Genomic DNA, 11837 nt, shown 5'->3' with positions numbered 1-11837 from the left:
GCTACGTTGCTTGGCCCTGGACTCCCGCCTGCGCGGGAGTACGCTCGGGCGCGAAATCAAACCCCCATCGCCTGCCACAAGGCCGCCAGCGACACCGTGCCCAGCGCCATCACCCGGTCGGCCGCGCCGTAATAGACACGCAGCGTATCGCCCTCGACCAGCGCGCCGCAACTGAACAGCACATTGTCGAAAAAGCCGGTGCGTTCATAGGCTTCGTCCGGTATCGCCAGCGCCCGGTCCAACCGCGCCCGCACGATCCGCGGATCGTCGAGGTCGAGCAGCAGCGCGCCGAGGCTGTAGCGCTGATCGGCATCGACCCCGTGATAGATTTGCAGCCACCCGCGATCGGTCTCAATCATCTGCGCGCCTCCGCCGATCTTCATCGCCTCCCATACGGCGCTGGTCCGTCCGGCCAGATGGCGGTGATCGCCCCAGTGCAGCAGGTCGGGCGACGTCGCGATCCAGATTTCGGGCGTGCCGAGGTGCAGCGGTGCCGGGCGATGCAGGCACCAATAGTGCCCGCCAACCTTGCGCGGGAACAGGCACACGTCGCGATTGTCGGGGGCGTGGATGATGCCGATCCGCTCGACGAAGACGAAATCGTCGGTCACGGCCAGCGCGGTGGCGATGCCGAGATCGGAAACGGCGGTATAGTTGATGTACCAGCGCCCCTCGATCTGCGTGATCCGTGCATCCTCGCACCCGAAGCGTTCGCTGCGGTCGGCGGGGAACAGGAACGGCGCGTCGTCGACCTCGAACGTTACCCCGTCGCGGCTGCGGGCAAGGCGAAGGTGCGACAGCGAAGTGAGGAACACGTCGCGCGGATCGGCGCGCGAGCGCACCATGCGCGGGTCGGCAAAGTCATAGGCCGGATCGTCTCGACGGAAGCTGCGGGTCGTGCAGGTCCATGCGCCGTCCACCTCCTCCAGCAGCGGCACGATCACCGTGTCGGGATCGTCGGTGACGACGCTCTCGGCGATCCGCACCAGCAGGATCGTCTCGTCACCGAAGCGGGTGACGCCGGCATTGAAACTGCCGTCGACCCGCCATTCGGGGCGGCTCGGCCGGACCATTTCGGGCGTGACGACGGGATTGCGCGGATCACGCTGCAACATGCGGAAACCTTCTCATTTGAGCGACAGCGACATACCCTGCAGGAAATGCCGGCGGAACAGCAGGAACAGCAGCACCAGCGGCAGCGTCTGCAACACCGCGCCCGCCATCACCGGCCCGGCATAGCCGCCATATTGCTTGCTGAACGTCGCCAGCAGCACCGACAACGGCATCCGGTCGGTGTCGGAGATCGCAATCAGCGGCCACAGGAAATTGTCCCATGTGCCCGTGAAGGTGAACAGCGCGACGATGGCGATGATCGATTTGTTGAGCGGGACGACGATGTTCAACACTGTCTGCCACAGGCTGGCGCGGTCGAGCCGCGCCGCGTCGAAATATTCCTCGGGCATGGTCCGGAACGACTGCGACATCATGTAGATGCCCCAGCCCGACATCATCGACGGCAGGATCAACGCCGCCAGCGAATTGAGCAGCCCCATTTCCTTCACCAGCACGAACAGCGGCAAGATGAACATGCTGGTCGGGATGACCATTTGCAGCAGCAGGAAATCGCCGAACAGTTTGCGCCCCGGAAACCGCATCCGCGCCAGCGCGAAGGCGATGAAGGCCGAGGTCAGCAGCACCGATGCGGTGACCGTCAGCGTCACCACCGCCGACACGCCCAGCGCGCCTAGGAACGGCCGGTCGAGCTTGTCGGCGGTCGCGAACAGGAACGCGAAATTGTCGAGCGTGAAATCGCCCTCGAACAGGCCGGTATTGTAGATCTGCGCGGCGGGTTTGAGCGACGCGGCGACCATCCATGCGAACGGGTACAGCCAGGTCAGCGCCAGCGCATAGATGGCGATCACCGCCGCCCATCCGCCGATGCTGCGCTTGCCAAGGAACACCCGGATGCGCGTCATGCCAGCACGACCTTTCGTTCGAACAGCCGCCGGGCAAGCTGCACCAGCGCATAGGTAACCAGCGCGACGAGGATGCTCATCATCGCCGCATGGCTGGGTTGCAGGCGGCGGAACGCGGTTTCGTAGATCATCATCTGCGGCGTCGCCGTGCTGTCGCTGGGGCCGCCGCCGGTGATGATGAACGGTTCGGTGAACAACCCGAACGATACGAGGATCGCGAAGGTCAGCACCATCATCAGCTGCGGGTTCATCATCGGCAGCGTGATCCGCGTCAGCCGCGTCCACGGCCCGGCATGGTCGAGCCGCGCCGCGTCATAGATTTCCTTCGGGATCGCGAGCAGCCCCGAATAGAGGATCAGCCCGTAATAGCCGACGAACTTCCACGCCACGACCAGCGCGATCGCCAGCATCGCCAGCGTCGGGTCGTTGGTCCACGGCACCCGCACCCCTGCCAGATCGAACAACATCGTGTTGAGCGGTCCGGTCGAGCTGAACACCTTCGCGAACACCAGCGACAGCGCGACCCCCGACGACACGTTCGACAGCAGGAAACACAGCGCCACGAACGCCTTGCCCCGCCCGACATGCTGCAACCCGAACGCGACGATCAGCGCCCCGCCGAACGCGATCGGCAGGTACATGCCCAAGAACCGCACGACATTCCACAGCGCCTGCAGGAATTGCGGGTCCTGCACCGTCAGCAACAGGTTGCGCGCGCCCGTGAACACCGGTTCGTCGAAGAACCGCCACTGCGTCACCGACAGTCTGGCCAGCCAGAAAAAGGGATAGGCCCAGAACACGGCGGTGAAGGCCAGATAGGCACCGGCCAGCGACAGCCCGATCACCGCTTCGCGCGACAAGGCGGTTCGTTGCTTCATCCCTGCACCTCCAGCATCCGGTTCGTCCGCGCGACCGCATCGGCGAGTGCGGCGGCGGGGCTGGTCGCGCCCAGCATCAGCGGCTCGACCAGCCTTGCGCTCATGATCTTCTGGATATCGATGGTATGTTCGGACAGCGCGGGCGGCCGGGCGGTCGCGACATGGTTCGCATAGGCGCGGGCAAGGGCGTTGCCGCGATAATAATCGGCAAAGGCGGGATTGGTCAGCAGGTCGTCACGCGCGGGCGACAGGCCGGTGCGCCGGAGCCACAACAGGTTGAGCGCCTCGTCGCCCAGCGCCCAGCTCAGGAACGCGAACGCCTCGCGCTGCACGCGGCTGTTGCGGAAGAGGACGACGCCCTTGCTGTCGGAAAAGGTCGATCGCGTGCCCGTCGACGGGCCTTCCGCGATCATCGGCCCGACCGCGATCCGCGCCAGCGTCTCGGGATAGATGTTCGCGAACCGCTCGACATCCCACGGCCCGCGTACCGCACCGGCGGCAAGGCCCGACACCAGCGGCTCCTCGGCATCGAAGTCGAGCGCGGTCCAGCCCTGTCGATACATGCGGTCGATGAACCCCGCCGCCTGCAACCCCGCCGGATTGTCGTAGAGCGCCTTGTTACCGGCGAGGTACGGCTGCCCGCCCGATGCGGCATAGTAATAGGAGATATAGTCGAACCAGCGGTCCTGCCACGCGCGCCCGGCGACGACCTGCATCCCGTAGCGCGTGCCGCGCACGGCATAGCGTTCGCAAAAGCGATAGACGTCGGCATAGGTCGCGGGTGGTGCCGACAGGCCGTTGGCTTCGAGCAGGTCGGCCCGCCACCAGATCAGCGTCGGGCTGGAATAGATCGGCAGCGCCACGACCTGCCCGCCCTGTTCCCATCCCGCCATGATCGATCGCATGTGTCGCCGGTCGAGCAACGCATCATAGCCCGGCATCGCCGCGAGATTGGCGACCTGTCCCAGCGCGGCCAACTGTACCGCGAACCCTGAAAAGACGTTGGTGCACAGATCGGGTTCGGTGCCGGCGACCAGCGCCGACAACACCGTATCCTCCGAATTGCCGGCGGTCGGGATGGTCGTGAACTCGACCGGCAGGCCGATCCGCGCGGCGTTCCATTTCGCCACGGCGATCTTCCAGAATCCCTCCTCCGCCGCATTGGGCGCGACCCAGAGCCGGATGCGGTCGGTGCGCCGTTCGCTGCGCGGTTGCCCGCATCCGGCCAGCAGCGCCGCACCGCCCAGCGCCAGCAGCAGGGCGTCGCGCCTGCTGGTCATGGCAGCGGCGTTCCGGCGAGCGCGGTGGCGGCGAACAGCCCCTCGATGGTCGACTCCGCACCGGCGTTCGGGTTGATCTTGCCCGGGGCGATGATCCCGTCATAGCCGCGGCCGGCGGCGGGATCGTACATCACGCGTCGGGCATCGTTGCGCCCGGTGAACCACGTCCCCAGACGCTGCGCCAGCAACTGATAGCGCCCTTCCCCGGTCTGGCGATGCGCCTCGGTCGCGGCGAGGATCATCGGGGTGATACCATAGGCGATCTGCGGAAAACGTTCGGCCTCGACCGCTTTGAACCCCTGCCCGTCCTTTTGCAGCGCGAAGGCGGAGCGCATGCCCGTCTTGAGCAGCCAGGGATAGAAATGATCGACCTCGCGCAAGGCGCTGGCCGTGAAGTCGGCGCGTCCCAGCAGCTTGCCGGCGCGCAGCAGCGCATAGGCCTGCGCATTGCCCCACGCGTGCCAGCGATTCTGCCAGCTGAGGAACGCGCCGTGGGGGAAGCGCCTGGCATCGCCCGCCTGCATCGCGACCAGCCCGTCGCCGATCCGTCCGATCAGGGCGCGGGTCGCGGGGTCGCGTGTGCGTTGCCAGTGCGGCAGCAGGCCGAGCAGCGCGACCGATCCGGCATCGGCACCCGATTCGAGCGGCAGCCATGTCGGGACGGTCAGTCCGGCCACCGTCGTCGTGCCGCTGGCGCTGACGGGCAGGTCGCGCTGCAGGTTCGCGACGAGGCGGTCGGCGGCAGTGCGGGCGCGCGCGGCAGTGTCGGGGGCAAGGTGCGGCAGCGCCGCCTCCAGCCCCCACAGCGCGCGGAGCGACCACCAGTTCAGCTCGGCGAGCGAGGTGCGATAGTCGCGATTGATGCGACCATCGCCCCACAGGAAATTGTGGAAATAACCGTTCTCCGCCTGCATTTGCAGGACGAAGCGGGTCAGCATCTCGATCTGGTGCCGCCGCTTCGCATCCGGGTTGGTGGCGGTCAGCAGGACGATGCCCCGCGCCACATCATCGACGCAGGTATAGCCTTCGCGCGGTTCGATGGCGAAGCGATAGTCGGGGGCTTCGCTATAGATATGCAGGATGCCGACGCGTTCGCCGTTGAGGTCGCGTTCGGCATAGAGGTGGTCGAAGTGGACGAAGTTGCCACGTATCGCTGGTCGCGTCGGCGCTGCAATCGATTGCGCGACCGCCCCGCCCGGCAAGGGGATGGCAAGGGCTAGCAGCGCGGCCGCGCCAATGCGCAGGGTCGTCTTCACAAGCGGCCGTTCCTCTCCACCGCCCCCGTTTCGAGGTGCGGGTTTATCGTTAAACATTGGCAGTTGCGGCTGTCAAGGCGGCGCGGTAGGCAGGGGCCAACCGGCGGAACGGCCGACTGGAGAGAATGCCATGCCGCGCCCCAAACGCGCCACGCTGAAATCGATCGCCGCCGATCTGGGCATCACGCATACGTCGGTGTCGAATGCGTATAACAACCCGGCAAAGGTGTCGAAAGACCTGCGCGACCGCATCTTCGCCCATGCCCGCCATGTCCACTACGAAGGGCCGAACCCCGCCGCACGGTCGCTGCGCACCGGACAATGCGGCGCGATCGGGGTGCTGTTCAACGACCAGCTGAGCTATGCCTTCACCGATCCGCATGACATCGCGTTCCTGCGCGGCATCTCGTCGGTGTGCGAGGAGGAAGGGGCCAACATTGTCCTGATCCCGCTGAAGGACAGGCATCCCGAACGCCTCGACACGCTCACGGCAATCGTCGACGGCTATATCCTGAACGCACCGTACAAGAGCAATCCAACGATCCGCAAGGCGCTGGCGCGCGGCCTGCCGACGGTGGTCGTCGATTTCGATGCGCCGGGGCTGCCGAGCGTACGGACCAACGACCGGGCGATGATGCGGCAGGTGGTGTCGCACCTGATCGACCACGGCCATCGCCGGATCGCGATCGTCACCTTTCCCTGGACTGAGGATCATGGCGAGATCTACGCGCTGGACCGCGATTTCTCGGACGAGAATTACGTCGTCCATGAACGCATTCTCGGCTGTCGCGACGCTTTCGACGATGCCGGCATCGCCCGGCACGGCATCCTCGTATGCGAGACGCGCAATTCGGAGGAAGGCGGCGCGGACGCGGTCGACCGGTTGTTACAGCGGCAACGCGACCTGACCGCGATCGTCTGTTTCTCCGACCGGTTGGCGCATGGCGTGATGACGGCGTGCGAAGCGCTGGGGCGGCCGGTGCCGGGGCGGATGTCGGTGACCGGCTATGACGGAATCGACCCGCCGGGGCGCGTTGCCGATGGGCCGCGCCTGACGACGGTACGGCAGAATGCCTTCGAAAAAGGCCGCAAGGCCGCCGAACGGCTGCTCTGCGACACCGACGGCGGGGCCGCCCCGATCGGCATCGAGGCCGAATTCGTGATCGGCGACAGCAGCGCCGCCGCCTGGGAAGGGACCTGCGCATGACGGCACTGGTGCTCGAAGGACTCGGCAAGTCCTATGACGGGGTCGAGACGATCCGCGACATCGACCTGCAGGTGCGGTCGGGCGAGTTCGTCGTGCTGGTCGGGTCGTCGGGCTGCGGCAAGTCGACGGTGCTGCGGATGATCGCCGGCCTCGAAAGCGTCAGCCACGGCACGATCCGCATCGGCGACCGCGACGTGACCCATGCCCCCGCCGCCGATCGCGGCGTGGCGATGGTGTTCCAGTCCTACGCGCTGTACCCGCACATGACCGTGCGCGAGAATCTGGCGTTCGGGCTGAAGAACATCGGCACGCCCAAGGCGACGATCGCGCAGGCCGTCGACCATGCCGCGACGGTCCTCGAACTGGATGCGCTGCTCGACCGGATGCCGCACCAATTGTCGGGCGGGCAGCGGCAGCGGGTGGCGATCGGCCGGGCGATCGTGCGCGATCCGGCGATCTTCCTGTTCGACGAACCGCTGTCGAACCTCGACGCCGATCTGCGGGTGCGGATGCGGCACGAACTGGCGGCGCTGCACCGGCGATTGGGCAGTACGATGATCTATGTGACGCACGATCAGGTCGAGGCGATGACGCTGGCCGACCGGCTCGTGATCCTCGACAAGGGGCGGATCGCGCAGGTCGGCACCCCGCTGGAAATTTACGACCGGCCGGCCAACGTCTTCACGGCGGGGTTCATCGGGTCGCCGCGGATCAACCTGTTGGCGGCGACGGTGATCGGGCGCGAGGGCGCGATGACGCTGTTCGAACTGGCGGGCGGCGCGCGGATCGCGTGCGATCGTGGCGGGGCGTTGGCGATGGGCGACGCGGTCACGCTGGGGCTGCGGCCCGAGCATCTGCGGTTGCAGCCGGGGGCGGACGGCGTCGCGCTGCCGATGGTAGTCGAGGCGGTCGAGGCGCTGGGGCATTCGACCTATCTCTACGGACAGCTGGCGGCGGGCGGCGAATTTCGCGCGAAACTGGACGGGCATCATGCGGTGACGGGCGCGGTGACGCTGTACGCCGATCCGGCGCGGGTGCTGGTGTTCGATCGCGCTGGGGTGGCGGCGGATGGCGGGGCTTCGTCGTAACCTGATACTGATGTCGCACCGGGTAACGGTCAGCTCAGGGGACAAGGGTCTTTGCCGCACTAAAAACCAACACGACGAAACGCCTCAATCGGGCGATCGGTTCCGGGTTAACCATTTGCTAGTCCGATCGCGCTATGATTTAGGACAGACAGCGGAGAGCAGGGGGGCATCCCGCACTGGCAAAGGATAGCGCGAGCGATGGTCGAGACGGCAGTGTTCACCTATGGATTGTTGGCAAGTTTCGTGCTGTCGGGCGCGGCGCGCAACAAGCGGATGGAGCGGCCCAATCCGGCGATGCTGACCTATATGGGCTATCTGCTGGTCGGCATGTCGGGATCGGCGTCGGCGCTGTTGAGCGGCTATGCGGTGTGGCAGTCGATCTGACGACAGCCGTTCGTACTGCGTTCGCGCGCTGATCGCGCCGTTACATGCGTCCGGACGATGAGGCGTATGAGGACTGGGAAGTCTTCGATGTCGAGGAGTTCTCGTCCTACGGGCCGGTCATCAGTGGACTGAGCCTGCCATTGCTTGCGACCACGCTGATGCTGGCGTGGTTGCTCGATCGCCTGCCCGGTGCATTCTGGACCGGACGCGCGCTGGTCCTGTTGTTCGCGACCTCTCCCTTTGCCCTGTTCCTCTGGCGGGTCTGGGACAAGAAGGCGCTGCGCCTGCAGGATGGCCGGATCCTTCCCCGGCCTGCCGCGAAACGATATGCGGTGCGGCTATGGGCGACGGCCATGGCGGTCCTCGTCCTCTGTATGACGGGCAGCCATCTCCACAAGCCGTGCACCTGGTATATCGAACAGTTCAATTCCCGGTGCCAGCGGGCGGCCAAGCGAGCCCGGCTACATCCGTTCCCCGCGCCCGTTCGCGCACATCTACCGTGAGCAGCGGCGCGCACAGCGGCGATCGGCAAAAACCGTCCGCCTGACTCGCCCGCGATCTCAACCGCACATGCCCGCTTGCCGCGCGGCAGGTTGATCGTTAAACCTGTCGCTGCTTCCGACCGATGACCGCACGAACGGCATGGTGACAAGGGAAGCGATAGGGAGAGGATTCGGCATGAAATCCGATACGCGGTTCCGCTTGCTCACGATGGCCGGGATGGCCACGGTGCTGACCATCACCCCCGCCACGGCGCAGACGCAGGGGGCCGACAATCCGGCCCCGCCCGCCGGCACGGTGCAGGATGCGGCGACGTCCGCCGATGACGGCGAGATCATCGTCACGGGCCTGCGCGCCAGTTTGCGCCGCGCGACCGATATCAAGCGCAATGCCGACAATATCGTCGATTCGATCGTCGCCGACGATATCGGCAAGCTGCCCGACCAGAATATCGCCGAGGCGATCCAGCGCATTCCCGGCATCACCATCTCGCGCGACAATGGCGAGGGGCAGTTCATCACCGTCCGCGGGCTGGGCCCGGCGTTCAGCAGCGCGCTGTACAATGGCCGGATCCTCGCGACCGAGAATCAGGGACGCGAATTCAGCTTCGACATCCTGCCCGCCGAGCTCATCAACCGGGTCGACGTATCGAAGACGCCGACCGCCGCACAGATCGAGGGCGGCATCGCCGCGACGGTCGACATGTACACCGCGCGGCCATTCGATTTCAGCGGCACGAAAGTCTCGCTGTCGGGACAGGCCAATTACGACAAGCTGCGCGGGCAATTCTCGCCACAGGCGTCGGGGCTGTTCAGCACGACGTTCGGCGGCGGCGATTTCGGCATTCTCGGCGCGTTTTCCTATATCGACCGCAAGATCGAGGGGAAGCGCATCTTCACCGACGGGTGGGAAGCGAACCAGTCGCTCGACCTGAACAAGGACGGCACGCCTGAGTTCACCGGCGTGTCGTTGCCGACCTATGTCGAATGGGGCACCAACCGCACCAGTCGCAAGCGGCTGTCGGGCCTGCTGACCGCGCAGTGGCGGGCGGGCGACACGTTGCTGTTCACGCTCGACGGGCTGTATTCGAAGCTGGACGTGAACGACGATAACAAGGTGTTCTTCGTCTATGGCGGCCCCGGCGACATCACCGCCGCGACGGTCGATTCGAACAACACCATCACCAGCTATACCGGCATCGCATCGGGTCCGAACATCACCAACCAGGTCCGCCCGCGGCTTGCCACCACCTATCAGGCGGGCGGCAATCTCGCGTGGACCCCATCGGACCGGTTGAGCGGCTCGGTCGATTTTTCGTGGTCGAAGGCGACCGACGATACCGGCGGCAATCAGGCATGGTTCGAAAGCAATCTGGCGACGCCCAGCTATTCGCCGGCCGGCGTGCGCTTCGCGATCGGGCCGACCGGATTGCCGGTCTATACGGGCCTCGGCAACCTGCTCGACACGTCGAACGCGAAGGCGGGGTTCCTGACCTATGAGGGGGTCAGCGTCGAGGACCAGATCTATCAGGGCAATGCGAACCTGAAATGGGATGCCGATATGGGCATTCTCACGAAGATTTCGGGCGGGTATAATTTCTCGGATCGCAAGAAATCGCGGTTCTCGTTCAAAACGCCCGATGCGCTGCAATGCCTGTATTGCGGGGCAGGTGTCGGCGTGCCGCAGACCGTGTTCGGGCGACCGGCGGAGGCGACGAACTTCCTCGGCAGCGGAATGTTCGACAGCGCCTATCCGACCTATTCGGCGGCGGATCTCGCCAGCTATCTGCTCAGCGATGCCGCGATCAACCAGCTCGCCAATCCGGCGGCGGCGCGCGCGGCGTTGGCGGCCAATGGCGGTGGCTTCGGCGTCATTCCGGTGCCCGGCAACAGCGGATCGGCGCAGGAACGGACGATCGGCGGCTATGTGCAGGCGACGTTCGGCGGCGATTTCGGGTCGCGGCCGTGGTCGGGCAATATCGGGCTGCGCTATACCCGCACCGACGTGACCTCGCGCGGGTTCGGGCAGGAGATCGTGAGCATCACCCCCGCCCCGCCCGGCGGCGATCCGATCGTCAACCTGTCGGCGGCGCAACCGATCCGTCAGACCGGATCCTATGCGCAGTGGCTGCCGAGCGCCAATTTCAAGGTAGACGTGTTCGAAGATGTCGTGTTGCAGGCGGCGGTCGCCAAGACGCTGACCCGCGCGACGCTGTCCGACCTGCTGCTCATCCGCAACATCAACCCACGCCCGCGCGAACGGGCGATCACCGACGGCAATCCCGGTCTGGAGCCGATGATCGGATGGAATTACGATGCGGCGCTGACCTGGTATCTCGACCGGTCGAGCTTCGTCAGCGTCGCGCTGTTCGCCAAGGATCTGGACAATATCTCGGAAACGGTCACGTCGACGATCCAGCTGCTCGGCCTCGATTTCCGGCGGACGCGGCCGGAGAATATCGGCAGCCGCAGCTATCGCGGCATCGAATTTTCGGGGCAATATACCTTTACCGGCCTGCCCGCGCCGCTCGACGGGCTGGGCGTGCAGGCGAACCTGAGCCTCGTCGATCCCGATGCGACGACGTACAATGCCGTGGCCTTTTACGAAAAAGGGCCGTTGCAGGCGCGGATCGCCTATAATTACCGCAACGCCTATGAACAGACGCAGCAGGGCAATCGCGGACAGCCGGTCAACGTCGACGCCTATGGCATCTGGGACGCGAGCATCAACTATGCGCTGAACGATCGGTTGACCCTGTTCGCGCAGGGGCTGAACCTGTTCAACGAAAAGACCTTTTCCTACTCCGTCTATAAGGAACGGGTGATCGCGTTCGAAACCTATGGCCCGCGCTATGCCGTCGGTGCGCGGCTGAACTTCTGATCGGGACGGTGATGGCACCGGTTCGCGGGTCGTGCGTTACGACCCGCGACCTTTACCGATCAGGAGTAGATTCATGGCCGACACGCTCATCACCAATCGCGACGTCCCCGTTTCGAACGGCAAGACCAAGCTGACCGACGCGTTCAAGAAGCATTTCGGCGGCGACGCCCCGATCGCCGACAAGGCGCGCGGCTTTGCCAAGGAACGTCCGTGGACCAGCGCGGCGCTGGCCGGCGTGGCGGCGATCGCGGTGCTGAACACGCTGCGAGGCAAGAAGCTGTCGTAAGGCAAACCGCCCTTCCCTCCCCCCCGTTCGCTTCGAGCGCAGGTTCGAGCCTGTCGAGAACCGAAGTCGAGAAGGCAGCGCCCCAGGCGGGCCGTTCTCGA

At 65.6% G+C, this 11837-nt stretch carries 11 protein-coding genes; 6 read left to right on the top strand and 5 right to left on the bottom strand.

Annotated features, from left to right (window positions below):
* Nucleotides 1-56: 56 nt before the first annotated feature.
* Genes ASE90_RS06550 through ASE90_RS06530 form a run of 5 tightly spaced genes read right to left on the bottom strand, consistent with a single transcriptional unit; the run spans nucleotide 57 to nucleotide 5390 of the window.
* Nucleotides 57-1115: a glycoside hydrolase family 130 protein gene (locus tag ASE90_RS06550; protein ID WP_055998004.1), complete on the bottom strand. Its 1059-nt coding sequence runs from the start codon at nucleotides 1113-1115 to the stop codon at nucleotides 57-59.
* Between the two features lie 12 nt (nucleotides 1116-1127).
* Entirely contained in the window at nucleotides 1128-1976 is an 849-nt protein-coding gene (locus tag ASE90_RS06545; protein WP_055998001.1) for a carbohydrate ABC transporter permease, read from the bottom strand.
* A complete protein-coding gene (locus ASE90_RS06540; protein WP_055997998.1) occupies nucleotides 1973-2854 on the bottom strand; it encodes a carbohydrate ABC transporter permease in 882 nt (293 codons plus the stop codon). The genes ASE90_RS06545 and ASE90_RS06540 overlap by 4 nt, the downstream gene beginning before the upstream one ends.
* A complete protein-coding gene (locus tag ASE90_RS06535) occupies nucleotides 2851-4134 on the bottom strand; it encodes an ABC transporter substrate-binding protein (RefSeq protein ID WP_055997995.1) in 1284 nt (427 codons plus the stop codon). Before ASE90_RS06535 ends, ASE90_RS06540 begins: the two co-directional genes overlap by 4 nt.
* A complete protein-coding gene (locus tag ASE90_RS06530; RefSeq protein WP_055997992.1) occupies nucleotides 4131-5390 on the bottom strand; it encodes a hypothetical protein in 1260 nt (419 codons plus the stop codon). Before ASE90_RS06530 ends, ASE90_RS06535 begins: the two co-directional genes overlap by 4 nt.
* Nucleotides 5391-5520: 130 nt before the next feature.
* Between ASE90_RS06530 and ASE90_RS06525 the strand changes: the two genes are divergently transcribed.
* From ASE90_RS06525 to ASE90_RS06500, 6 genes are all read left to right on the top strand, one after another.
* Complete coding sequence (locus ASE90_RS06525) at nucleotides 5521-6597, top strand: LacI family DNA-binding transcriptional regulator (protein ID WP_055997989.1); 1077 nt, start codon at nucleotides 5521-5523, stop codon at nucleotides 6595-6597.
* Nucleotides 6594-7685 (top strand): ABC transporter ATP-binding protein, encoded by a 1092-nt coding sequence (locus ASE90_RS06520; protein ID WP_055997986.1) that lies wholly within the window; start codon nucleotides 6594-6596, stop codon nucleotides 7683-7685. The genes ASE90_RS06525 and ASE90_RS06520 overlap by 4 nt, the downstream gene beginning before the upstream one ends.
* A gap of 198 nt (nucleotides 7686-7883) precedes the next feature.
* Nucleotides 7884-8069, top strand: coding sequence for a hypothetical protein (locus ASE90_RS06515; RefSeq protein ID WP_055997983.1), 186 nt, complete (start codon nucleotides 7884-7886; stop codon nucleotides 8067-8069).
* Between the two features lie 44 nt (nucleotides 8070-8113).
* A complete protein-coding gene (locus ASE90_RS06510; protein ID WP_055997980.1) occupies nucleotides 8114-8572 on the top strand; it encodes a hypothetical protein in 459 nt (152 codons plus the stop codon).
* A gap of 175 nt (nucleotides 8573-8747) precedes the next feature.
* Complete coding sequence (locus ASE90_RS06505) at nucleotides 8748-11450, top strand: TonB-dependent receptor (RefSeq protein WP_055997977.1); 2703 nt, start codon at nucleotides 8748-8750, stop codon at nucleotides 11448-11450.
* Between the two features lie 73 nt (nucleotides 11451-11523).
* On the top strand, nucleotides 11524-11736 hold the full coding sequence (locus ASE90_RS06500; protein ID WP_055997973.1) for a hypothetical protein: 213 nt from the start codon (nucleotides 11524-11526) through the stop codon (nucleotides 11734-11736).
* Nucleotides 11737-11837: the final 101 nt, after the last annotated feature.

Source organism: Sphingomonas sp. Leaf67 (assembly GCF_001421965.1).
Lineage (GTDB): Bacteria > Pseudomonadota > Alphaproteobacteria > Sphingomonadales > Sphingomonadaceae > Sphingomonas.
The sequence above is the reverse complement of the archived record's forward strand: the minus strand, read 5'-3'. Positions and strand labels throughout refer to the sequence as shown.

What these genes read in the sequence shown, in the direction of transcription:
- ASE90_RS06550 (WP_055998004.1), bottom strand. Translation starts at nt 1,115, where the DNA reads ATGTTGCAGCGTGATCCGCGCAATCCCGTCGTCACGCCCGAAATGGTC.
- ASE90_RS06545 (WP_055998001.1), bottom strand. Translation starts at nt 1,976, where the DNA reads ATGACGCGCATCCGGGTGTTCCTTGGCAAGCGCAGCATCGGCGGATGG.
- ASE90_RS06540 (WP_055997998.1), bottom strand. Translation starts at nt 2,854, where the DNA reads ATGAAGCAACGAACCGCCTTGTCGCGCGAAGCGGTGATCGGGCTGTCG.
- ASE90_RS06535 (WP_055997995.1), bottom strand. Translation starts at nt 4,134, where the DNA reads ATGACCAGCAGGCGCGACGCCCTGCTGCTGGCGCTGGGCGGTGCGGCG.
- ASE90_RS06525 (WP_055997989.1), top strand. Translation starts at nt 5,521, where the DNA reads ATGCCGCGCCCCAAACGCGCCACGCTGAAATCGATCGCCGCCGATCTG.
- ASE90_RS06520 (WP_055997986.1), top strand. Translation starts at nt 6,594, where the DNA reads ATGACGGCACTGGTGCTCGAAGGACTCGGCAAGTCCTATGACGGGGTC.
- ASE90_RS06515 (WP_055997983.1), top strand. Translation starts at nt 7,884, where the DNA reads ATGGTCGAGACGGCAGTGTTCACCTATGGATTGTTGGCAAGTTTCGTG.
- ASE90_RS06510 (WP_055997980.1), top strand. Translation starts at nt 8,114, where the DNA reads ATGCGTCCGGACGATGAGGCGTATGAGGACTGGGAAGTCTTCGATGTC.
- ASE90_RS06505 (WP_055997977.1), top strand. Translation starts at nt 8,748, where the DNA reads ATGAAATCCGATACGCGGTTCCGCTTGCTCACGATGGCCGGGATGGCC.
- ASE90_RS06500 (WP_055997973.1), top strand. Translation starts at nt 11,524, where the DNA reads ATGGCCGACACGCTCATCACCAATCGCGACGTCCCCGTTTCGAACGGC.